At 68.6% G+C, this 22,509-nt stretch carries 18 protein-coding genes; 12 read left to right on the top strand and 6 right to left on the bottom strand.

The window, feature by feature from the left end:
• Positions 1-16 precede the first annotated feature (16 nt).
• From L0C25_RS21135 to L0C25_RS21145, 3 genes are all read left to right on the top strand, one after another.
• A complete protein-coding gene (locus L0C25_RS21135; RefSeq protein WP_271633750.1) occupies positions 17-1,225 on the top strand; it encodes an acyl-CoA dehydrogenase family protein in 1,209 nt (402 codons plus the stop codon).
• Positions 1,226-1,380: 155 nt separating this feature from the next.
• Complete coding sequence (locus L0C25_RS21140; RefSeq protein ID WP_271633751.1) at positions 1,381-1,836, top strand: MarR family winged helix-turn-helix transcriptional regulator; 456 nt, start codon at positions 1,381-1,383, stop codon at positions 1,834-1,836.
• A 45-nt stretch (positions 1,837-1,881) separates the two neighbouring features.
• The gene (locus tag L0C25_RS21145) at positions 1,882-2,364 is read left to right on the top strand and encodes a hypothetical protein (RefSeq protein ID WP_271633752.1); all 483 of its coding nucleotides are present in this window, start codon (positions 1,882-1,884) and stop codon (positions 2,362-2,364) included.
• Between the two features lie 127 nt (positions 2,365-2,491).
• On the opposite strand, the gene hrpA is transcribed toward L0C25_RS21145, so the two are convergent.
• Together hrpA and L0C25_RS21155 are read right to left on the bottom strand one after the other, a co-directional pair.
• Entirely contained in the window at positions 2,492-6,232 is a 3,741-nt protein-coding gene (gene hrpA / locus L0C25_RS21150; protein WP_271636872.1) for an ATP-dependent RNA helicase HrpA, read from the bottom strand.
• Positions 6,225-6,383, bottom strand: coding sequence for a hypothetical protein (locus L0C25_RS21155; RefSeq protein ID WP_271633753.1), 159 nt, complete (start codon positions 6,381-6,383; stop codon positions 6,225-6,227). The genes hrpA and L0C25_RS21155 overlap by 8 nt, the downstream gene beginning before the upstream one ends.
• Positions 6,384-6,445: 62 nt before the next feature.
• Between L0C25_RS21155 and L0C25_RS21160 the strand changes: the two genes are divergently transcribed.
• Positions 6,446-7,093, top strand: a complete 648-nt coding sequence (locus L0C25_RS21160) for an MBL fold metallo-hydrolase (RefSeq protein WP_271633754.1) — start codon at positions 6,446-6,448, stop codon at positions 7,091-7,093.
• A 58-nt stretch (positions 7,094-7,151) separates the two neighbouring features.
• On the opposite strand, the gene L0C25_RS21165 is transcribed toward L0C25_RS21160, so the two are convergent.
• Positions 7,152-7,952, bottom strand: a complete 801-nt coding sequence (locus L0C25_RS21165; protein WP_271633755.1) for a CPBP family intramembrane glutamic endopeptidase — start codon at positions 7,950-7,952, stop codon at positions 7,152-7,154.
• A gap of 140 nt (positions 7,953-8,092) precedes the next feature.
• Here L0C25_RS21165 and L0C25_RS21170 point away from each other — a divergent pair, with 140 nt between their 5' ends.
• The 5 genes from L0C25_RS21170 (at position 8,093) to L0C25_RS21190 (ending at position 14,363) form a co-directional block, all read left to right on the top strand.
• Complete coding sequence (locus tag L0C25_RS21170) at positions 8,093-9,376, top strand: DUF445 domain-containing protein (protein WP_271633756.1); 1,284 nt, start codon at positions 8,093-8,095, stop codon at positions 9,374-9,376.
• Positions 9,373-9,735: a DUF3054 domain-containing protein gene (locus tag L0C25_RS21175; protein ID WP_271633757.1), complete on the top strand. Its 363-nt coding sequence runs from the start codon at positions 9,373-9,375 to the stop codon at positions 9,733-9,735. The genes L0C25_RS21170 and L0C25_RS21175 overlap by 4 nt, the downstream gene beginning before the upstream one ends.
• A 12-nt stretch (positions 9,736-9,747) precedes the next feature.
• A complete protein-coding gene (locus L0C25_RS21180) occupies positions 9,748-10,341 on the top strand; it encodes a maleylpyruvate isomerase family mycothiol-dependent enzyme (protein WP_271633758.1) in 594 nt (197 codons plus the stop codon).
• Positions 10,342-10,389: 48 nt separating this feature from the next.
• Positions 10,390-12,285, top strand: a complete 1,896-nt coding sequence (locus L0C25_RS21185; protein ID WP_271633759.1) for an ABC transporter ATP-binding protein — start codon at positions 10,390-10,392, stop codon at positions 12,283-12,285.
• A gap of 122 nt (positions 12,286-12,407) precedes the next feature.
• A complete protein-coding gene (locus tag L0C25_RS21190; RefSeq protein ID WP_271633760.1) occupies positions 12,408-14,363 on the top strand; it encodes a M64 family metallopeptidase in 1,956 nt (651 codons plus the stop codon).
• A 183-nt stretch (positions 14,364-14,546) separates the two neighbouring features.
• On the opposite strand, the gene L0C25_RS21195 is transcribed toward L0C25_RS21190, so the two are convergent.
• Complete coding sequence (locus L0C25_RS21195; protein WP_271633761.1) at positions 14,547-14,858, bottom strand: hypothetical protein; 312 nt, start codon at positions 14,856-14,858, stop codon at positions 14,547-14,549.
• Between the two features lie 328 nt (positions 14,859-15,186).
• Here L0C25_RS21195 and L0C25_RS21200 point away from each other — a divergent pair, with 328 nt between their 5' ends.
• The 3 genes from L0C25_RS21200 (at position 15,187) to L0C25_RS21210 (ending at position 19,447) form a co-directional block, all read left to right on the top strand.
• The gene (locus L0C25_RS21200; protein WP_271633762.1) at positions 15,187-16,866 is read left to right on the top strand and encodes a SulP family inorganic anion transporter; all 1,680 of its coding nucleotides are present in this window, start codon (positions 15,187-15,189) and stop codon (positions 16,864-16,866) included.
• A gap of 214 nt (positions 16,867-17,080) precedes the next feature.
• Positions 17,081-18,847 carry a glycoside hydrolase family 15 protein gene (locus tag L0C25_RS21205; RefSeq protein ID WP_271633763.1) on the top strand — a complete coding sequence of 589 codons (1,767 nt, stop codon included), beginning with the start codon at positions 17,081-17,083 and terminating at the stop codon, positions 18,845-18,847.
• A 33-nt stretch (positions 18,848-18,880) separates the two neighbouring features.
• Positions 18,881-19,447: a protein-L-isoaspartate O-methyltransferase family protein gene (locus L0C25_RS21210; protein ID WP_271633764.1), complete on the top strand. Its 567-nt coding sequence runs from the start codon at positions 18,881-18,883 to the stop codon at positions 19,445-19,447.
• A 260-nt stretch (positions 19,448-19,707) separates the two neighbouring features.
• Here the strand turns inward: L0C25_RS21210 and L0C25_RS21215 are convergent, their stop codons facing one another.
• Positions 19,708-20,961, bottom strand: coding sequence for an arginine deiminase (locus tag L0C25_RS21215; RefSeq protein WP_271633765.1), 1,254 nt, complete (start codon positions 20,959-20,961; stop codon positions 19,708-19,710).
• A gap of 25 nt (positions 20,962-20,986) precedes the next feature.
• Positions 20,987-22,441 (bottom strand): basic amino acid/polyamine antiporter, encoded by a 1,455-nt coding sequence (locus L0C25_RS21220; RefSeq protein ID WP_271633766.1) that lies wholly within the window; start codon positions 22,439-22,441, stop codon positions 20,987-20,989.
• Positions 22,442-22,509 lie beyond the last annotated feature (68 nt).

The raw sequence follows: 22,509 nt of genomic DNA on the forward strand, positions 1-22,509 counted from the left end.
AGAAGGACTGCGACACATGATCAACCTCGAGACGCCCCGTAAGTTCAAGACCTTCGTCGGCCAGGCACACCAGGTCGCCGCGGAGTTCCTGCGTCCCAACTCCCGCAAGTACGACTCCGCCGAACACGCCTACCCCAAGGAGCTCGATCTCCTCGCCTCGCTCGTCGACGGCATGGACGACTCCGGCAACAGCCAGGGTGCTGGCGCGACGGGCGTACGACGCACCGACAACGGCGACGACGGCGTACGCAACGGCACGAACATGTCGTCGGTGCTGTCGGTCATGGAGATGTGCTGGGGTGACGTCGGGCTGCTGCTCTCGATGCCGCGCCAGGGTCTCGGCAACTCGGCCATCGCGTCTGTTGCCAGCGACGAGCAGCTCGCCCGCTTCGACGGCGTGTGGGCGGCGATGGCGATCACCGAGCCCGGCTGCGGGTCCGACTCGGCCGCCATCACCGCGACCGCGGAGCTCGACGGCGACGAGTACGTGCTCAATGGCGAGAAGATCTTCGTCACGTCCGGCGACCGGGCCGACGCCGTCGTGGTGTGGGCGACCCTCGACCGCACCAAGGGACGCGCGGCGATCAAGTCGTTCGTGGTCATGAAGGACACGCCCGGTATCCGCGTCGAGCGCCTCGAGCACAAGCTCGGCATCCGCGGCTCGGACACCGCGACGATCATCTTGGACAACTGCCGCGTTCCCGCGGAGAACCTCCTCGGCAGTCCCGAGATCGACACCGAGCGCGGGTTCGGCGGTGTCATGCAGACCTTCGACAACACCCGGCCGCTGGTCGCGGGCATGGCAGTCGGCTGCGCGCGCGCCTCGCTCGAGGCGACCCGCGACCTGTTGCAGGAGGCCGGTATCGAGATCGACTACGACCGTCCGGCGCAGCGCCAGTCGGCGGCCGCCGCCGCGTACCTCGCGATGGAGGCCGACTGGGAGGCCGCGTACCTGCTCACGCTGCAGGCCGCCTGGATGGCCGACAACGGAAAGCCGAACTCGCTGCAGGCATCGATGGCGAAGGCCAAGGCCGGCCGCTCCGCCAACGACATCACGCTGCGCTGCGTGGAGCTTGCTGGCACGCTCGGGTACGGCGAGCGCGAGCTGCTGGAGAAGTGGAGCCGCGACTCGAAGATCCTCGACATCTTCGAGGGCACCCAGCAGGTCCAGCAGCTCATCGTCGCGCGACGCCTGCTGGACCTGTCCAGCGCCGAGCTGAAGTAGCGGCGACATCGGATGTACAACGGGTCGTCGACGGCCGTCGGTCGCGACGTATTCGTGCTGTGGGCCTTCCTTGCGGCTAGTCTGTTCGCAACGGCGGTCGCCGCCCGGCGCCAGCGTGTGTGGACCGTTTCGAGGATCAAACCGGAGTTGGCACTGTGAGCGAATTTCCCCTGGCCCGCGATGTCGAGTACGAGATCACTCGGATGCTGCGGCGTTCGAGAGCGCGCAGCATGCGTACGGTCGCCGACGTCCATCCCGACCTCGAGCTCGGGAACTACCTGCTGTTGCTCGCCGTCGATGACGCGGCCGAGCCGAATACCGACGGCGTACGCGCGACCGATCTCGCGGAGTCGTTCGCGGTGCACAAGTCCACCGTCAGTCGCGGGCTCGCGACGCTCGAGCAGCTGGGGCTCGTCGAGCGCGTCCCCGACCCGACAGACGGGCGTGCCCGGTTGGTGCGTCTGACCGACGAGGCCGTGAGCCGCGTGGAGCACGTACGCAAGCGCCGGCACGAGCAGCTGGCGGCCGTTCTCGAGGACTGGCAGCCCGACGACCTGACCACGCTCGCCCGGCTCCTCGACCAGCTCAACAACGCGCTCGACCAGGGCTGAACCCGGCGTGCGGGTTCGCGCCCGCCCGGCGTGTACGGTCTGCTCATGCGTATTGCACGAGGCGTCGCCGCGGTCACGTGTGCCATAGCGATCGCGCTGGCAGCATCGGCGTGCAGCGGCGACGATGACGAGGGTGACGACGAGCCGACGGAGGCGGCCCCGACCGCCGTCGACCGGTTGAGCGACATCCCGGACGCCATCTTGGTGATCAAACCGGGTTCGCAGGGTGCGCCGAAGACGTATCGCACGGCGAAGGTCGACAGCGCGAACCCGTCGGCCAGTGGCAAGGCGGTCGACGTCAACTTCGAGGGCGGCCCGGACCTCTGCAGTATCTTCACCGGCTACGCGACCCACGAGACCGACTCGACGATTGAGGTCACCGTGATCATCGGCGAGCAGGCGGGGTGCACGGGCGACCCGACGAGGCGTACGACGGTGTTGAACGTCGACGAGCCGGTCGGCGACCGCGACATCGTCATCTCGAAGTACTCGCAGGACTCCCTACCGATCGAGAACCCCTCCGCCTAGGAACGGTGAGGAGAGGATTCCGGCCCGTCGAGGAGAGGATTCTGGCCCGTCGAGGAGAGGATTCCGACGCCCGAACTCTCTCGCGGGTGGGCCAGAACTCTCTCCTCACCGGGCCAGAACTCTCTCCTCACCGTAGTTGGGCGAGGAGCTTGCGGACGCGCTTCACCGACACCGGGTGCGCCGTTCCGAGCGACTGCGCGAACAGACTCACCCGCAGCTCCTCGAGCGCCCAGCGGGCGTCGCGTACGCGCGGCGCCGCGAGCTGCTCGGGCCGCATCCCCTCGGTGGCGGCGTAGTAGTCGGCCTCGAGGTCCTGCACGTCGCTCATCGCGGCGGCGTCGGCGACCAGTGCATGGGGCGCCCGACCGAGCCGTGTCGACGCGGCACGCAGGTACCGCGACACGTGCCGCAGCTGGTCGGCGCCCGTCTCGCGTACGAACCCGTCGTAGATGAGCCACGAGACCTGGACGCGGATATCGTCGGCGACCGTGTGCAGCGAGCCCGGTGCGGCATCGAGCTCGCGCATGAGCACCTGCCGGGCCGCCAGTACGTCCGCGACGTCGCGTACCACCGCCGCGCACGCATCGAACGTGTCCGCGCGGACGGCCTCGCGTAGTCGCACGAACGCGTCGGCGTCGTTGACGGGTCCGCCGTGGCGGCCGACGAGAACGTCGATCGCCGCATCGCGGGCGTCTTCGAGCAGGTCCAGTACGGAGCGGTACGGGCTGTCCGCGAGCGTGAGCTTCGTGCGGTTGTCGAACGTCTTCGTGACCGCGGCGACCGGCGACGGCGTCGTGAGTGCGATCAGCCGGGTCACCCCGCGGGTCATGCCGTACGCCTGCTCGTCGGAGTCCTCGACGACGGCGATGCTCACGCTCGCGCCACGGTCGACGAGGGTCGGGTAGCCACGGACCTGGTGCCCATGCCGCTCGACCTCGATGTCCGCGGGAAGGTCACCGAAGTCCCAGTCGGTGATGCCGTCGCGGCTGAGCCGGTCTGCCGCGTCGGTCAGGACGCTCTGCAAGCGGGGACGCAGGTCGTCGCGGAGCTGCGCGAGGTCCTTCCCCTCGCCGACGGTCCGCTCGCCGTCGACGACGCGGAACCGCATCCGTAGGTGGTCGGGCAGCCGATCCGGTGCGAAGTCGTCGGCGGAGATCTCGAGGCCGCCGATCCGTTGCAGGGCATTGGCGAGCACGGTCGGCATCGGGCCGTCCTGCGGTCCGACAGTCGACAGCACTCGTCGTGCCGTGACACCGGCAGGTACGAAGTTGCGGCGAAGACCCTTCGGCAGCGTCCTGATCAGGGCGGCCACCAGCTCCTCGCGATGACCCGGGACCTGCCACCAGAACGCGTCGGCGTCGATCGTGTGCAGCTCCTCGAGCGGTACGTCGACGGTCACGCCATCGCTCGCGGCACCGGGCTCGAACTCGTAGGTGAGCGGCAGGCTGGTCGATTCGGACGTCCACACGTCGGGGAACTGGTCCACCGTCGCGTCGACGTCGGCATCGCTGCGCAACAGCAGCGACTTCTCGAAGTCGAGCAGGTCGGCGTCGCGCTTGCGGCGGCGCTTCCACCAGCTGTCGAAATGTCGCCCGGACACGATCGTGTCGGGTAGGCGCTCGTCGTAGAACGCGAACAGCGTGTCGTCGTCGACCAGCAGGTCGCGGCGACGTACGCGGTCCTCGAGCTCGGAGACGTCCTCGAGCATCCGGCGGTTGCGGTGGAAGAACTGATGACGGGTCGACCACTCGCCCTGTACGAGGGCGTGCCTGATGAACAGCTCGCGCGAAACGGGCGGATCGATCTTGCCGTACGTGACGGGTCGGTCGACGACGATCGGTACGCCGTACAGCGTGACCTTCTCGCGGGCCATGACGGCGCCGCGGCGCTTGGACCAGTGCGGCTCGCTGTACGAACGTTTGACCAGATGCTGTGCGAGCGGCTCGATCCAGTCGGGGTTGATGCGCGCGGCGGTGCGCGCCCAGAGCCGTGACGTCTCGACCAGCTCGGCCGCCATCACCCAGCGCGGCGGCTTCTTGCCGACGGGCGATCCGGGGAAGATCGCGAACCGCGCGTTGCGCGCGCCGACGTACTCGCGGGTGTCGCCTTCGCGAAGGCCGACATGCGACAAGAGTCCCGAGAGCAGCGACTGGTGGATCGCGTCGTCGCTCGGCTCGGCTTCGTTGAGGTTCATGCCGAGCTCGCGTACGGACTGGCGCAGCTGGGTGTGTACGTCCTGCCACTCGCGGATGCGCAGGTAGTGCAGGAACTCCGTGCGGCACATGCGGCGGTACTGGTTGCCGGACAGCTCGCGTCGCTTCTCCCGGAGGTACCGCCACAGGTCGAGGTATGCCGCGAAGTCGGAGTCCGGCGAACCGAACCGCCGATGACTGGCGTCGGCAGCGTCCCGACGCTCCGCCGGTCGCTCGCGCGGGTCCTGGATCGACAGCCCGGCGGCGATGACCAGCACCTCGCGAAGGCACCCGTTGCGATCGGCCTCGACGAGCATCCGCGCGAGGCGAGGGTCGAGCGGCAGCTCGGCAATCGCTCTGCCGACATCGGTGAGCCGCTTGCCTGCCTCGTCGATCGCACCCAGCTCGTGCAGGAGGGCAACCCCGTCGCGTACCGCGCGACGGTCGGGCGGATCGGGGAACGGGAACGCCGACAGCTCGCCCAGGCCGAGCGAGATCATCGACAGAATCACCGATGCGAGACTCGTCCGGAGAATCTCGGGCTCGGTGAACTCGGGTCGAGACTCGTAGTCCTCCTCCGAGTAGAGCCGGATGCAGATGCCGTCGGACGTACGCCCGCAGCGGCCGGCGCGCTGATTCGCGCTGGCCTGCGAGATCGGCTCGATCGGGAGCCGCTGCACCTTCAGGCGCTGGCTGTAGCGGGAGATGCGCGCCGTGCCCGGGTCGATGACGTACTTGATTCCGGGCACGGTCAGCGACGTCTCCGCGACGTTGGTCGCGAGGATGATCCGCCGGCCGGTGTGCGGCTTGAAGACCCGCTGCTGCTCGGCGGTAGACAGCCGCGCATACAGCGGAAGGATCTCGGTGTTGCGGAGCTGCCGCCGCTCCAGCAGATCCGCCGTGTCGCGGATCTCGCGCTCGCCCGAGAGGAAGATCAGGACGTCGCCGGGTGCCTCTGTCGCGAGCTCGTCGACGGCATCGGAGATCGCCTGCAGCTGGTCCGAGTCGTCGCGCTCCGCGAGCGCCCGGTATCGCTTCTCCACCGGGTACGTACGCCCGCTGACCTCGATGATCGGCGCGGGCCCGTCCGGTCCGGAGAACAGCTCCGCGAACCGTTCCGGGTCGATCGTGGCGGACGTGATGATGACCTTGAGGTCCTTGCGCCGGGGGAGTAGCCGGCGGAGGTACCCGAGCAGGAAGTCGATCGACAGGCTGCGCTCGTGTGCCTCGTCGACGATGATCGTGTCGTACCGCCGCAGATCGGGATCTCGGCGGATCTCCGAGAGCAGCAGGCCGTCGGTCATCACCTTCACCGCGGTGTCGCGGCTCGTCCGGTCGGAGAACCGCACGGCGTACCCGATCCCGCCGCCGAGCTCGACCTTGCACTCCTCGGCGATCCGCGCCGCGACGGTACGCGCGGCGATGCGCCGCGGTTGGGTGTGACCGATCGTCCTCCGGCCGCCGCGCCCGAGCGCCAGACAGATCTTCGGCAGCTGGGTGGTCTTGCCCGAGCCCGTCTCGCCGGCGACGATCACGACCTGGTTGGCCTCGATCGCAGACGCGATGTCGTCGCGCCGTGCGCTCACCGGCAGCTCGGCGGGAAACGTGATCGAGGCGGGGTCGAGGCCGCCGCGCGTGACCGTCCGAGACTGGCTGGGTGGGGTGTCCTCAGACAGCGACGGCCTCCACCAGGATCTTGCCGGTCGCGTCGGAGCACGGGCTTACGTAGGTGTGGGCGAAACCGTCGTCGGACTGCACGTTCCCAGCGCGTCCCCCGGTGACCGGGGAACGCGCGGTATAGAGGAACCTGTCCGTTGTCGTGGTCATGATCTCGACAATAGCGAGTACGTCATCGAACGACACCGTCGCAGTAGGGAAGAGGGGCCACCATGCAGCTCGCGAAGTTCGGCCATTCCTGTGTCCGTCTGAGCGAGGCCGGACGGACGCTGGTGATCGACCCGGGTGTGTTCTCCGAGGCGTCCGACGCCCTAGCGGGAATCGACACCGTGCTGATCACCCACGAGCATCCGGACCACGTCGACATCGGCGCCCTCACCGCGGCCGCCGAGGCCAATGCAGACCTGCGGATCTGGGCGCCCGAAAGCGTCGCACAGATGTTGCCGGCGCTATCGGACGTCGTGACGACGGTCGGCGCCGGGGAGGAGTTCGACGCCTCCGGGTTCGGCGTGCGTACGTTCGGCGGACAGCATGCTCTGATCCACAGCAGCGTGCCGGTCGTCGCCAACGTCGGCTACCTGATCGACGAGACGGTCTACCATCCGGGCGACTCGTTCACGGTGCCGACCGCGCCGGTCGACACCGCCCTCGTGCCCATCCACGCGCCATGGTCGCGGGTCGGCGAGGTGCTCGACTTCGAGATCGCGCTTCGTGCGCGGCAGGCGTTCCAGATCCACGACGCCCTGCTCAACGACGACGGCAAGGGCGTCGTGTACGGCCACATCCGCCGTATAGCTGGCGAGTACGGCACGGACTTCCGAGTCCTGGACACAGGGGAGACGGTCGACGTCTCCGGTTGAACCGCGCGCTCGCCAGTACCGGGTGACGGTGTCGATTGGCAGTGCGTACGCGAGCTCGCTAGGGAAGGCCCAGCGGGTCCTTCAGCAGCGCGTACCCGACGAAGGCGACGATGTCGAGGATGGTGTGGGCGATGATCAGCGGCATCACCCGCCCCGTGCGGTAGTACCAGTAACCGAAGATCACCCCCATCACGGCGTTGCCGATGCCGGGCCCGACGCCCTGGTACAGGTGGTACGAGCCCCGTACGAGCGCGCTGGTCGCGAGGGTTGCGGGCAGCTCCCAGCCGAGGTCGCGGAGCCGCGTCATCAGGTAGCCGACGACCACGACCTCCTCGAGCACGGCGTTCTGCATCGCGGAGAGGATCAGCACCGGCACTGTCCACCAGTACTCGTTGAGGGCGCTGGGCACGACGGTCGCCGTCATACCCAGCTCGCGGCCGATGAAGTAGAACGCGAGGCCGGGCAGCCCGATCAGGGCCGCGAGACCGACACCAGCCCCGACGTCGAACCACGGTCGGGTGCGGTCGAGGCCGAGCGTACGCAGCGCCGATCGGCCGTTCGCCGACAGCAGGTAGAGCGCGAGCGCTACCGGCACGAGCGCGAAGGCGATGCCGAGCACCTGGTAGGTGAGGTCGAGGTACTCCCGGGTGCTCTCGGAGGCGTTCAGGGTCGCCGTCTGGTCACGCAGCGGTCCCTCGGTGAGCTTGCCGATCAGGCTGACCACCGCGTACACCGCGGACTGTCCGAGGCTCAGCCCCAGCACGATCCAGATCTCGGCGCGGATTCGCGTACGACTCCGGTCCTCCGCCGCGAGTTCACGCGATCCCGCGTCCGATGCGGCGTCGTCGCGGTCGTTCATCGGGGATCCACTCCCATCTCACTCCCGCTCGCTTGTCGACGTCGAACCTACGCAGCGTAGAGGACCGCACGCCGTCTCCACGGCGTCGCATAGGCTCGCAGACGCCGGTGCTGGAGCGCCGCGAACCCGAGGAGCTGTCGATGAGCCACGTGAGCGAGCGGTCCCGCCCGGTCGCGCCGTCGTTGCTCGACGGAGCGACGGACGACGACGAACGCCGCCGAGCCCTCCGCCGGATGCGTATCGTCGCGGTCTCGCTGCTGATCGCCGCAGCCGTCGTGTACGCGCTGACGCTCGACCGTGACGGCGCGTGGGGATTCGTCAACGCCGCGGCGGAGGCGGCGATGGTTGGCGCGATCGCCGACTGGTTCGCGGTGACCGCGCTGTTCCGGCATCCACTCGGCATCCCGATCCCGCACACGGCGCTGATCCCGAACCGCAAGAACGCACTCGCCAAGAGCCTCGAGGAGTTCGTCGGTGCGAACTTCCTGGTCGAGGACGTCGTACGCGAACGCGTGCGCGACGCGCACGTGGCTCAGCGCGTGGGCGAGTGGCTCGCCGACGAGCGGCACAGCAAACGCCTCGTCGACGAGGCGGCCACGGTGCTCGGAGCAGGGATGGGGCGGATCCGCGACGAGGACGTCGATGCGCTCGTCGGCGACGTGTTGATACCGCAGCTGATCGCGGAGCCGCTGAGTCCCGCCGCGGGCCAGCTGCTGGCCCAGGTCGTCGAGTCGGGATCGCATCACGGTCTGGTCGACCTCGGGCTGGACGAGATCCACCGCTGGCTGCAGGAGAACGAGGAGGTCGTCGAGCGGATGCTCGCCGAGCGCGCGCCGTGGTGGACGCCGCAATGGCTCGACGAGCGGGTCATCCGCCGGTTGCGCATCGAGGTGGTCTCGTGGGTCGCAGACATTCGTGACGATCCCGCCCATCCTGCGCGCAAGGCGTTCGATCGGCTCCTCGCCGATCTCGCGAACGACCTCCAGTCCGATCCGGTGGTCATGGCGAACGCCGAGAGTCTGAAGGAGCGGGTCCTCTCGCAACCGGGCGTACGCGACGCGTCGATCGCGATCTGGAAGGCCCTGCGCGACGCGCTGACAGAGGCGCTCGATGACCCCGACGGGATGCTGCGCCGGCGCGGCCTCGCCGAGGTGCGCGCGTTCGGTAGCCGGCTGGCGAACAATCCCGAGCTCCAGCAGCGAGTCGATGCCTACGCCGAGGACGGCGCGGCGTACCTCGTCGGCAGGTACGGCGCGGAGGTCACCACGATCATCTCGGAGACCGTCGGGCGGTGGGACGGCCGCGACACCGCGAATCGCATCGAGCTGTACGTCGGCCGCGATCTGCAGTTCATCCGGATCAACGGCACGGTGGTGGGTGGCCTCGTCGGGCTGGTGATCCACACCGTTACCGTTCTTGTATGAGCGGCCTCGACCTTCGTGCGGTCGCGTTCGACGTACTGGCCGTTCTGGTGTTCGTCGGCGTCGGCCGCATGCAGCACGACGGTGGCGACGCGTTCGCCGTCGGAGGTGTGCTGCGCACACTGTGGCCGTTCCTGGGTGGCCTGCTGATCGCCGTCGTGGTCGTCTCGGTCGGGTCCGCACGGTACGCGGCGGTCGTGACGGGTGTGGCGGTCGTCGTACTCACGGCGGGTTGCGGGCTGGCCCTTCGGTACGCAAGCGGGCAGGGCATCGCGGTGTCGTTCGCGATCGTCACCGTCGTCGTGCTCGCCGTGCTCATGCTCGGCTGGCGGTCTCTTGCCGCCGTTGTCAGACCCGGGTGACACGCTTGCGGCGTGCACGTATCGCTCGATGACCAGCGGAGTCTCGCCGTGCTGTCGGACGCGCTCGACGTGCTACAACGGCTCGTCGACCCGATCGACGAACCTCAGCTCGTGCTGCCGACACCTTGCGACGAGTTCGACGTACGCCGGCTGCTCGGGCACCTGATCGGGTGGCAGCGCGTGGTCGCGGCATGCGCGGTGGGGGAGGCACCGCCGTTCGCCGACGGCTCACCGACGTACCGGCTCCGACCCGGCCGCGCGGCAGCCGACCTGAGGCACGCGTCGACCGCGCTCGTCGCGTCCCTGGTTCGAGCGACCGTGATCGATCTTCCGTACCGGGGGCCAACCGATCGGAGCATCGTTCTCATCGAGCAGGTCGCCGAGATGGTCATCCACACGTGGGATCTCGCGCGGGCGCTCGGCGAGGAGGCCGTGTTCGACGAACGAACGGTCGCGGTTGCACACCTCGGCCTCACCGAGCTGCTGGGCGAGTCCTTCGCACCGATGGGATTCCGGGCGGCGCATGTCGGCTCAGGGGCACCGGCTGACCTCGACGGCCTGATCGCGCGCAGCGGTCGTCGACCAGTTGACCTAAACCAAACTTGACGTTCTAGGCTTGCGGATGCCGCAGCCACACATCGAGGGGAAACGACAATGAGCATGGAAGTCACCGCGTGGACGTCGATGTACCACGCGATGCACGCGCAGGAGGAGCGACGCCCGTTCTCGCGCGCGACGCTGCGGCGGATCCTCGGGTTCGCACAACCGCACCGGTCCAAGCTGATCGCGTTCTTCGTGGTCAGCACCGTCAGCGCTGCGATGGCCGTGCTCACACCGGTCCTTGCCGGGCGTGTCGTCGACGCGATCACGGCCGGCGACGACGTCTCGGTCGTCGTCACGATCGCGCTCGTGATCGCCCTGCTTGCTGTGGGCGAGGCCGTTTTCGGCATCCTGACCCGCTGGCTCTCGGCGACGATCGGCGAGGGTCTGATCGTCGACCTGCGTACGGCGGTCTTCGACCACGTCCAGCGGATGCCGGTCGCGTTCTTCACCCGGACCCAGACGGGTGCGCTGGTCAGCCGGCTGAACAACGACGTCATCGGCGCGCAGCGGGCCTTCAGCGACACCCTCTCGGGTGTCGTCAGCAACCTGGTCAAGGTGCTGCTGACGTTCGGCGTGATGATCGCCATCTCGTGGCAGATCACCTTGCTCGCGCTCATCATGCTGCCGGTCTTCGTACTCCCGGCGAGGCTGATGGGCCGCCGCCTCGCCGCGTTGGAGCGCGAGGCGGCCAACCACAACGCGGTGATGGGCAGCCGGATGACGGAGCGGTTCTCGGCTCCTGGCGCGACCCTGATCAAGCTCTTCGGGCGTCCGGCGGACGAGTCACGCGAGTTCGCGGTACGCGCCTCACGGGTACGTGACATCGGTGTCCGCACCGCAATGCTGCAGGTCATCTTCGTGACCGCGCTGACGCTGGTCTCGGCGCTCGCGCTCGCGTTGGTCTACGGGCTCGGCGGGTTCTACGCGCTGCGCGGCGATCTCGACGCCGGGGCGGTCGTCACCCTTGCCTTGCTGCTCACCCAGCTGTATGCGCCGCTCACCGCGCTGGCCAGTGCCCGCGTCGAGGTGATGAGTGCGCTGGTCAGCTTCGAGCGGGTCTTCGAGGTGCTCGATCTGGTCCCCCTGATCCGTGACTCCGAGGATGCCGGACCCGTTCCCGACGGTCCGATCGCGGTCGAGTTCGACAGCGTCGGCTTCGCGTATCCGTCCGCGGACAAGGTCTCACTCGCGTCGCTCGAGGAGGTCGCGTCGCTCGACACCCGTGGCGGCGAGACCGTGCTGCACGACGTCAGCTTCACGGTCGAGCCAGGAGAGCTGGTCGCGCTCGTCGGGTCGTCGGGCGCGGGCAAGTCGACCATCGCGCAGCTCGTACCCCGCCTTTACGACGCCGAGGAGGGCAGCGTGCGGTTGTCCGGCGTCGACGTACGCGAGCTGTCGGCCGATTCGCTGCGCGACGCGCTCGGCATGGTGACCCAGGACGGCCACCTGTTCCATGAGTCGCTGCGCGCCAACCTGAAGCTGGCGCACCCGGAAGCCAGCGACGACGACCTGTGGGACGTGCTGCGCAGCGTACGGCTGGACCGCCTCGTCGCCGAGCTGCCCGACCAGCTCGACACCGTCGTGGGGGAACGCGGATACCGGTTCTCCGGCGGCGAGCGGCAGCGCATCACCATCGCGCGGCTGCTTCTCGCCGAGCCGCGGGTGGTCATCCTCGACGAGGCGACGGCCCATCTCGACTCGACGTCGGAGGCCGACGTACAGCATGCGCTGAACGTCGCACTCGAGGGCCGGACGGCCATCGTCATCGCCCACCGGTTGTCGACCGTACGCGCGGCCGACCAGATCCTCGTGATCGAGGCCGGCCGGATCGCCGAGCGCGGTACGCACGCCGACCTGATCGCACTCGGCGGGCGGTACGAGGAGCTCTATCGCACGCAGTTCAGCGAGCAGTCGACGGACGAGGTGACGGTCGGGGCCGCCGGCTGAGGTTTCCGAGCCACCCGCCCCGCTGGGCATGACGTTCGGGTGGGCTTTCGCGGCGTGTCGCGACTCGAACGTCATGCCCACGGGGGTGGACGGTGCCCGTACGCGGTGCTTCGATGGCCGGTATGTCCTCGTCACGTTCGGTCACTGCTCCCACTGTGCGTAGCGTCGTCGCCGCCGCTGCCGCACTTCTCGTCGCTGCGCTGCTCGTCGTAGCGGGTTCTCCGCGGTCCGCGGATGCGCAGCCCGCCACGGCCGACGGCGACGTCACCCCGCTGCAGGTCTCGGGCCCGCCCGAGGAGAGCCTCAACCTGATCGTGCTCGGCGACGGATACACCGCCGACGAGCTGGACGACTACTACGCCGACGTCGACAAGCACCTGAACGTGCTCTGGAGCATCGAGCCGTTCCGCAGCTACCGCAACTACATCAACGTCTACCGGGTCGACGTCGCGTCCGCCGAGTCCGGCATCAGCTGTGACCCCGACGATGGCAACGTGCGCCGCGACACCGCGCTCACCCTCGAGTACGCCGAGCAGTGCCCCGCCGACCCGAACGCCCGCGGCATCACGTTCGGCGAGGGCGGTAGCGAGGCACTGGAGGCGTACGTCGACGAGATCCCTGGCGTCACGCCGCAGAACCGACAGACGCTGACGCTCGCCAACACCGGTACGTACGGCGGAATCGGCGGTCGCAACGCGACGACATCGGGTGGCAACTCGCTGGGCCCGTACATCACGCCACACGAGCTCGGGCATTCCCTCGGTGAGCTGCAGGACGAGTACCCGTACTACGACCGCGGCGTGCCCGGCGATCCGTACACCGACGAGGAGCCCGACTCGGCACACCACACCACCCTGACGAGCGGTCAGCTGCGGAGCCAGCACAAGAAGTGGTGGCGTTGGCTCGGCGAGGAGAGCCTGTCCGGTGGCCGCATCGGCCGTTACGAGAGTGGCATGTACGCCTGCTGCGACATCTGGCGGCCGAGCAGGCACTCGATGATGCGGTGGCTCGCGTACCCGTTCGACCAGGTCAGCCGCGAGGTGATGACGCGCCAGATCTCCGGTCGCCGCGACCTGTCGCAGCTCGCGGCGGATGCGACGCCTGCGGGTGACGTGGCGCCGAACGATGTGCTGTGGGTGGAGACCCCGCATCCCACGTACCACGATCTCGACGTGCGTTGGTCGGTCGGCGGCGAGGACGTCGGCGGCACTGATGGTGCGCGGAACCTCGATCTCTCCGAGCTCGACGTCGAGGCGGGGGAGGAAGTCACGGTCGACGTCTCCGACCCGACCGAGTTCGTGCGCGATCCGGCGCTCCGCGAATCCGCCGCGATGTCGTTCTCGCGCACGTGGACCGTCGGGGAGTCGGCGCCGCCGGCCGATGACGAGCTGGCGTTCTCGGCGTCCACGCCGACCGAGCGGCAGGTCGGTGGCGAGGACGTCGTCTTCGCAGAGACGACGCACCCGGGCGGAGTAGAGCCCGACGTCCGCTGGACCCTCGACGGTGACCCGATCGATGACGCGGATGGCAGCGGCAGTGTCGATCTCGGGTCCCTCGATCTCGCGGCCGGTACGTACGAGCTGACCGCGACGTTGCTCGACGGCGGCGCCCCCGTCGACGAGCGCCGCTGGACCGTCGACAACGTCGCGCCAACCGTCGAGGCCGATCTCTCGCGGCCGTTCAAGCGGATCGGCATCCCGCGCCGCGCGCCGCTGCGGATCTACCGCAACGACCTCACCATGGGACTCGACCCCTCCGACGACCAGGAAGGCTATGTCGTTGCGGAGTTCCGTCTCGACGGCGACGGCTGGCACCACTACTACGGCTGGCCGGATGCGCCCGAAGGCACGCCGTTCCACTTCACGCCGCGAGGGACGACGATCAAGGAGCTCGTGTACGGCGCACTGAGCCCGGGCGGCATGTCGTGGGCGCCGTTCGAGAAGCGCAAGCCCGGGTACGGGCACCATCGAGTCGAGTACCGCGCCGTCGACGCCGCCGGCAACATCGGTGAGGTCACGTCGTTCCGGTTCGTCGTCGTACCGGACGAGAAGCACGCGGCCGAGAGGCCCCGACGCTGACCATGGCGGGATCCCGAGGCTAGGGCATGTCCGCAAACCCCCGTCGGCTCGCGTGCCTCGGCATCACGACCGGCTGCGTTGCGATCGCTCCAGGGAGGATCCAGCTCCATGCTCGCTCCCGCGCCTTGCCGGATCGCGCGCCGAGACCCGCTCCCTGATCGACGCGGATTTGCGGGACACGCCCTAGTGCGTGAGGAGTACCTTGAGCGCGACCAGCACGAGGCCGAGAACGAGGTTGACGGTCATCGCGAGAGCGACCATCCGCCGGACCGCCCCGGTCGAGAGCGCCGACGCCGCAGCCCAGGCGGTCTGCCCGACAACGGCAACTCCCAGCCCGAGCCAGGCGCTGCTCGCGTCCGACAACCCTGCCATCGCACCGATGGCGACCGCCACCGCCGGCGGGACAACGGCTCCGGCGATCGGCCACTCCCGCCCCGCCGCCCGACGAATCGTTGCTCGTCCTGCGCGGCTGAACGCGTGCGTCGTGCCGAACACGTCGCTACGTCGATCCTGGCTTCCGTTCGTTCGCGAGTGGCGCAAGTCCCTTACTGAAGCGCCTTACTAGCAACGGATCTGCGCCACTCGCGAAGGTACGAGCACCCCAGTACTCCTCCGTCGCATCGGTCGGTCTGCACCGACGTACACGGGAATGACGAAAGGCGGGAAGCCGACAAAACGCCCCACTCACGCACCCGCGACCAGCACACCCGCACCTTAGGGTTGGGGACGGGTCGAATCGAGATGTGGCGGTGGTCGAGTGGCGGCAGCGTGGATGCGCCGGCTCCGTGAGCGCGCCGTTGGCGCCGTCGGGGGTGCCCGGCGGGTGAGGGACATCGACCGCGCGAAGCTGAAGGCCGACACGTCGGCCGGTGTCGTGCTCGGGGTGGAGAGCGTTCCGGACGGTCTCGCCAGCGGCATCCTGGCCGGCGTCAACCCGCTCGCGGGTTTGTACGCGTACCTCTTCGGCATGGTCGGTGCGGCCGCATTCACCAGTAGTGCGCTGATGGCGGTGCAGTCCACGGGCGCAATGGCGCTGATCGTCGCCGACACCGACCTCGCCGCGCGCGACGACCCCGACCGGGCGCTGTTCACCCTTGCGGTGTTGACGGGCGTCGTCATGATCGTCGCGGGCCTGGTACGCGGAGGCGCGCTCCTGCGGTTCGTACCGACGGCGGTGATGACGGGGTTCGTCACCGCCGTCGGCATCAACATCGTGCTCGGGCAGCTGAGCAACTTCACCGGGTACGACGCACCGGGCGCGAACCGGGTGCTTCGCGCCGTCAACCTGGTTCTGCATCCGTGGCGGGTGGACGGGTGGACCGTTGTGGTGGGCGCTGTGTCGATCGTCCTGATCGTGCTCTTGCGCCGAACCCGGCTGCGGTCGCTCGGTCTCGTGGTCGCGATCATCATCGGGTCGGCGCTGGCGGCCGTCATCGATGCGGCCGGCGGGTCGATCGCGCTCGTCGGCGACCTGGCGGATCTCCCGCGGGCGTTACCGGCTCCGCGCCTTCCCGTCCCTAGTGAGGCACTCGCCCTGCTGCTGCCCGCCCTGTCGCTCGCCTTCGTCGGTCTGGTCCAGGGCGCCGCGGTGTCGAGCGGTGTGCCGAACCCCGACGGCCGGCCCGCCGATGCGTCGCGCGACTTCATCGGACAGGGTGCGGGAAACGTCGTCGCGGGTCTCTTCCAGGGCATGCCGGTCGGCGGCTCGATGTCGGCATCGGGTCTCGCACAGTCCGCCGGCGCGAGGAGCCGGATGGCGTTGTTCGCTGCCGGAGTCGTCATGGCCGTGGTGATCGTCGCCCTCGGCGGGGTTGTAGGGCATGTGGCGATGCCGGCGCTCGCTGCGTTGCTGATCGTGGTCGGCATCGCGACGATCAAGCCCAGCCAGGTCATGTCGGTGGTGCGTACGGGTCCGTTGCAGACGACCGTGCTCGTGGTGACACTGGTCATGACCCTGGTGATTCCGCTGCAGTACGCGGTGTTGGCCGGCGTCGGCCTCGCGATCGTCCTGCACGTCGCCGAGCAGTCCAACCGGGTGGCGCTTCGCCAGATCGAGGTGGCACCGGACGGCCGGCTGCACGAGTCGGAACCACCCGGCATGCTCGAAGCGGCCAGCGTCGTGGTGCTGCAGCCGTACGGCAGCCTGTTCTTCGCCAGCGCGCCCGTGCTGAGGGGACAGCTGCCCGTCGTCACGGGCAGGAGCCGACCCGCCGTGGTGGTCATCCGCCTGCGCGGCGTCGACCAGCTCGGCCTGTCCATCATCGATGTACTCCGCCAGTACGGGCGCGCACTGCAGGCGCACGGCTGCGTACTGAAGCTCATCGTCGCAAGCGATCGCGTACTCCACCAGCTCCGCACGGAGCGTGTGCTGGGTGAGCTCGGCGAGGACAACGTCTACCGGGGCACCGAGTGGCTGGGCGATGCCGTACGACGCGCACACGCGGATGCGACCGACGAGCTCGCATCGTTCGGCCCTGACCCCGGAACCGAGAAGGGGCACTAGTGCCCTGCGTTCGAAATGGCTTTACGGAAGGCGTCGTCCAGGTGGATGCACCCGCAAGGCCGAGGAGGAAAGTCATAGTGGGCCCTATTTCCGACGACGAGAACGCCGCGGGGCGCCGCCTGGGCGGCGAAGGACGTCAAGGTATTTCGAACGCAGGGCACTAGAGTCGAGGCGGCGAAGGCAGAAGCCAATGTACGCGAACGAGAGGCTGCAGATGACCCAACGGATCGAGGACTACGGCCTGCTCGGCGACCTCCAGACGGCGGCGCTCGTCGGCCGCAACGGCGCGATCGACTGGCTCTGCCTGCCGCGGTTCGACTCGGGCGCGTGCTTCGCCGCCCTGCTCGGTGACGAGGAGTCCGGTACGTGGCGTATCGCGCCCGTCGGCGCGGGCGACTGCACCAGGCGGCGCTACCGGGGTGACACGCTGATCCTCGAGACCGAATGGGAGACACCCGACGGTTCGGTCCGGGTCATCGACTTCATGCCACCCCGCGGCGAGGCCGCCGACATCGTGCGCATCGTCGAAGGCCTGAGCGGTCGAGTCACAGTCGAGTCGACCCTGAAGATCCGGTTCGACTACGGCAGCATCGTTCCGTGGGTACGCCGCAACTCCGGCCAGCTCGAGGCCGTCGCGGGTCCCGACGCCGTGTGGCTGCGGACGCCCGTCGACGTGCGCAGCCACGACCTCGGCTCGTACGCCTCGTTCGAGGTCGCTGCCGGCGACCGGGTCCCGTTCGTGCTGACGTACAAGGAGTCCCACCGTCCGGCACCGCACCACGTCGAACCCGAGCAGGCATTACGCGACACTGAAACGTTCTGGCACGACTGGATCGCGACGGCCGACGTACCCGACCGCTGGTCCGAGCCGGTACGCCGGTCGCTGATCATCCTGAAGGCGTTGACGTACGCGCCGACGGGTGGCGTTCTGGCCGCGGCCACGACCTCCCTGCCCGAGCAGCTCGGCGGACCCCGTAACTGGGACTACCGCTACTGCTGGCTGCGCGACTCGACGTTCACGCTGCGTGCCCTGATCGGCTGCGGGTACGTCGAGGAGGCGAAGGCGTGGCGGGAGTGGTTGCTCCGCGCCGTCGCCGGCGATCCGGCCGATCTGCAGATCATGTACGGCATCGACGGCACCCGCCGACTGCTGGAGTACGAGCTCGACTGGCTCAGCGGCTACGAAGGCTCCCGTCCCGTCCGGGTCGGCAACGCAGCATCGGACCAGCTGCAGCTCGATGTCTGGGGCGAGGTGCTCGCGAGCCTCGACCTCGCCCGCGCTGCCGGGCTGGCACCTGACGACCACGCGTGGGACCTCCAGGTCGCGCTGCTGGAGCACCTCGAGGGCAACTGGCAGCAGGAGGACAACGGCATCTGGGAGGGACGCGGGCCACGGCGCGACTTCGTGCACTCGAAGGTGATGAGCTGGGTCGGTCTCGACCGTGGCGTGCACGCCGTCGAGCACTATGGCCTCGAGGGTCCGGCCGATCGATGGCGTGCCGCTCGCGACGAGATCCACGCGGAAGTGTGCGCTCAGGGGTTCGACGCCGAACGCAACACGTTCACGCAGTTCTACGGGTCGCAGGGGCTCGATGCGGCGCTGCTGCTGTTGCCGCAGACCGGCTTCCTCCCTCCGGACGATCCGCGGGTCGTCGGCACCGTCGACGCCATCGGACGCGAACTGTCACACGACGGCCTGATCCTGCGGTACGACCCGACGGCCGACGGCGGCGTCGACGGCCTGCCGGGCACGGAGGGGACGTTCCTCGCCTGCAGCTTCTGGATGGTCAACGCGCTCCGGCTCATCGGCCGGCACGACGACGCTGTCGAGCTGTTCGAGCGGCTCGTCTCGCTGCGCAGCGATCTGGGCCTGCTGGCCGAGGAGTACGACGTGCCGACCGGCCGGCAGCTCGGCAACACCCCGCAGGCGTACAGCCACGTGGGCATGGTCAACTGTGCCCGCGCGCTCGCCGCCGGATAGGCAGACCCGACCTGAGCGTGATGCACTGGAGGCATGGACGTACGCGCGGTCGCAGACGCCATGCGGGCGATGGACCGGCGCGAGTTCCTGCCGAAGGCACAGCGCCCCTGGGCGGGTGAGGACCGCCCCCTCGCGATCGGCGGCGGACAGACCAACTCCCAGCCGACGACCGTGCTCAACCAGATCGTGCTGCTCGACGTACGCGAGGGGGCTCGGGTCCTCGACGTCGGCGCCGGCTCCGGCTGGACGACCGCGATCGTGGCGTACCTCGTCGGGGCCACGGGGCAGGTGATCGGCGTCGAGATCGACGAGGCCATCGCGGCGTGGGGTGGCGGGAACGTCGCTCGGCGCGGAATGCCGTGGGCGGAGTATCACCGGACGCAGGAGGGGGTGCTGGGCTGGCCGGACGAGGCACCGTACGACCGGATCCTCGTCTCGGCGGAGGCGCGTACGATCCCGCCGCCGCTCGTCGACCAGCTCGGCGATGACGGCACGATGGTGGTCGTCGTGAACGGCGTCATGCTCCGCGTGCGGCGCGAACACGGGTCGGAGCCGACGGTCACCGAGCACGGCCACTACCGCTTCGTCCCGTTGCGCTGACCGACCGCTAGCGGTAGAGCGTCGAGAGGACGACCGCGCGTAACCGTTCGGACTTCTCCGCATTCCACCCGTCCGGCCGCCCGAGCGCTGCCCCGGCCCTCATCAGGAAGGCACGTACCGTGCTCAGGCGTCGCTCCCCGAAGGCGTCACCTAACCAGCCCCTCAGTGCGCCGGTTGCGGCGGTGTGGGCATCGGTGCTCCTTCTCGATCGTGGGTCGGGTTCAGTCTGAGCTGGTTGCGCTGATTCAGGCTGCGCTGACTCAATACGTGACCGGGTCGCGGATGATCGGGCAGGTCATGCAGTGGCCACCGCCGCGGCCTCGCCCGAGCTCGGCGCCGACGATGGTGATCACCTCGACGCCGGCCTTGCGCAGCAACGTGTTGGTGAGCGTGTTGCGGTCGTAGGTGAACACGACACCAGGGGACAGCGCGACGGCGTTGTTGCCGCTGTCCCACTGCTGGCGCTCCGACTGGTACGCGTCGCCGCCGGTCTCGACGACGCGTAGCTCGGGTAGGCCGAGCGACTCGGCGACCACGTCGACGAACGGTGTCGTCTCGTGGTCGGTGATGTTGATGTCCTTGGCGTTGTCGCCGGGTCGCAGCGAGAACGTGTGCACGGCGTCCATGATCGTCGGGAACAGCGTGACGATGTCGCGATCGGCGAACGTGAACACCGTGTCCAGGTGCATTGCGGCGCGTAGCTTGGGCATGCCCGCCACGACGACGCGCTCGGCGGCGCCCTGCTCGAACAGTGCCGACGCGACCTGGGTGATCGCCTGGCGCGACGTACGCTCGCTCATGCCCATCAGCACGACGCCGTTGCCGACGGGCATGATGTCTCCGCCCTCGAAGGTCGCCTGTCCCCAGTCGACGTCGGGGTCGCCCCACCAGACGGTTGCGCCGACGAAGTCCGGGTGGAACTGGTAGATCGCCTTCATCAGCAGGGTTTCGTCATGTCGCGCGGGCCAGTAGAGCGGGTTCAGGGTCACCCCGCCGTACAGCCAGCACGTCGTGTCGCGGGTGTAGAGCGTGTTGGGCAGCGGAGGCATCAGATACTCGCGTACGCCTGCCGACTCGCGGGCGAGGGCGATGTACGCGGGTCTGAAGTCGTCGGGCAGATCGCTGGTGGCGAGGCCACCGATGAGGTACTCCGCGAGCTGCCGGGGGTCCAGCGACTCGAGGAACGCACGAGTGTCGTCGACCAGGCCGAGCCCGACCTCGTTCGCGACGATCTTGCGGTCGAGCAGCCACGCTCTCGCTTCTGGGTCGCGCATGGTCTCGGTCAGCAAGTCATGCAGCTCGACTACCTCGACCCCTCGCGTCGTCAGCTTGTTGACGAAGTCGGCGTGATCGCGTTGGGCGTTCTCGACCCACATGACGTCATCGAAGAGGAGGTCGTCGTTGTTGCTCGGGGTGAGGCGCCGGTGTGCGAGACCGGGCGCGCAGACGAGCACTTTGCGGAGCGTGCCCACCTCCGAGTGGACGCCGTACGCTGCGCTGGGGGCATCGGTCATGGGCAGTTCCTTTCTACAAGGCGGGTCACAGGTCGATGTACCCGGTGGAGAGGCCGATCACGCCGGTCACGCCGCCGGCGACGATGACGGCCAGTAGACCGATCTCGGTCGGTGTGAACAGCCGGCGGCCGGTCTCGCTGCGTGCCTTGATGTACAGCAGCGTCGCCGGGGCGTAGATCACCGTGGAGAGCAGCAGGAACTTCAACCCGGCCGCGTCGAACAGGAACAGGGTGTACGCCGTCGCGGCCCCGGCGAAGATCGTCTCCCTGCGTCTGACGCGCGCGGTCACGTTCTCGTACGCCTCGCCGGTCAGCCCGAGCTTGAGCGCGTATGCGGCGGCGAGGAAGTACGGAACCAGCGCCAGGCTGGTGCAGAGGTCCAGCATGAAGTTCAGCGCGTCGTCGACGACGAGCGTGAGGGCGACCAGCGCCTGGACGCCGAGCGAGGTGATGACGAGCGCGGTGATCGGCGTACCGTTGCCGTCCTCTTGGCCGAGGAACTTCGGGAAGTCCTCGTTTCGTGCCGGGATGTACATCACCTCGGCCGCCATCAGCGTCCACGCGAGGTACGCGCCGAGCACGGAGACGATCACCGCGACGCTGATGAACACCTCGCCCCAGTCGCCCACCACCGACTCGAACAGCCCGACCATCGACGGCTGACGGGTGTCGGCGATCTCCGGCTGCGGCTTCACCGAGTAGCTCGACAACGTGACCAGCGCGAAGAGTGCGAGCACGCTGAGGAACCCGAGGACGGTTGCCCGGCCGACGTCCGAGCGCCGCTTCGCGTATCGCGAATAGACACTCGCACCCTCGATCCCGAGGAACACGAACGTGGTGATGATCATCGTGTTGCGGACCTGCTCGTTGAGGTTGCCGAGATCTCCGTACCCGTACGCCGTCCAGTTGTCGGCGAAGACACCGGTATCGAGGGCGAAGAAGAGCACGACGATGAAGACCAGGATCGGCAGGATCTTGAAGACCGTCACGATCCGGTTGATGACCGCCGCGTCGCGTACGCCGCGGGAGATGAGGTAGTGAAAGAGCCACACGCCGGCCGTCGAGAGGGCCGCCGCGAGCACCGTGTCTCCGTCGCCGAAACCGTCGAAGAAGGTCCCCAATGTCGCGGAGATGAAGACCCAATAGAAGGTGTTACCGGCGACGGCGCTCGCCCAGAATCCGATCGCGGAGTTGAACCCCGCGTAGTCGCCGAACCCGGCTTTGGCATAGATGAATACGCCGGAGTCCAGCTCCGGTTTGCGAATCGCGAGGTTCTGGAAAACGAATGCCAGCATCAACATCCCGGCACCGGCAACGACCCACGCGATCAGGGATCCGAGGATTCCGGTTGCGACGCCGAAGCGTGCCGGTAGGGAGAAGACTCCCGCGCCGACCATCGATCCGACGACCATCGCCGTGAGCGTCGGAAGGGTCAGCTTCTGCGCCGTCGACGCCTCGCCTTCAGTTTCCGTCTCGGCCATCTCCGCTCCCCACGATCATGCCTACCACCGACGCCGAGCCGTCCTCGAGCCATCATCGACTCTCGTGT

Origin of the sequence: Solicola gregarius, from assembly GCF_025790165.1 — a bacterium.
In the GTDB taxonomy this organism is placed as follows: Bacteria; Actinomycetota; Actinomycetes; order Propionibacteriales; family Nocardioidaceae; genus Solicola; species Solicola gregarius.

Coding starts and splice junctions, on each gene's coding strand:
- L0C25_RS21135 (WP_271633750.1), top strand. CDS start 17: ATGATCAACCTCGAGACGCCCCGTAAGTTCAAGACCTTCGTCGGCCAG.
- L0C25_RS21145 (WP_271633752.1), top strand. CDS start 1,882: ATGCGTATTGCACGAGGCGTCGCCGCGGTCACGTGTGCCATAGCGATC.
- L0C25_RS21155 (WP_271633753.1), bottom strand. CDS start 6,383: ATGACCACGACAACGGACAGGTTCCTCTATACCGCGCGTTCCCCGGTC.
- L0C25_RS21160 (WP_271633754.1), top strand. CDS start 6,446: ATGCAGCTCGCGAAGTTCGGCCATTCCTGTGTCCGTCTGAGCGAGGCC.
- L0C25_RS21165 (WP_271633755.1), bottom strand. CDS start 7,952: ATGAACGACCGCGACGACGCCGCATCGGACGCGGGATCGCGTGAACTC.
- L0C25_RS21170 (WP_271633756.1), top strand. CDS start 8,093: ATGAGCCACGTGAGCGAGCGGTCCCGCCCGGTCGCGCCGTCGTTGCTC.
- L0C25_RS21175 (WP_271633757.1), top strand. CDS start 9,373: ATGAGCGGCCTCGACCTTCGTGCGGTCGCGTTCGACGTACTGGCCGTT.
- L0C25_RS21185 (WP_271633759.1), top strand. CDS start 10,390: ATGAGCATGGAAGTCACCGCGTGGACGTCGATGTACCACGCGATGCAC.
- L0C25_RS21190 (WP_271633760.1), top strand. CDS start 12,408: ATGTCCTCGTCACGTTCGGTCACTGCTCCCACTGTGCGTAGCGTCGTC.
- L0C25_RS21205 (WP_271633763.1), top strand. CDS start 17,081: ATGACCCAACGGATCGAGGACTACGGCCTGCTCGGCGACCTCCAGACG.
- L0C25_RS21210 (WP_271633764.1), top strand. CDS start 18,881: ATGGACGTACGCGCGGTCGCAGACGCCATGCGGGCGATGGACCGGCGC.
- L0C25_RS21215 (WP_271633765.1), bottom strand. CDS start 20,961: ATGACCGATGCCCCCAGCGCAGCGTACGGCGTCCACTCGGAGGTGGGC.
- L0C25_RS21220 (WP_271633766.1), bottom strand. CDS start 22,441: ATGGCCGAGACGGAAACTGAAGGCGAGGCGTCGACGGCGCAGAAGCTG.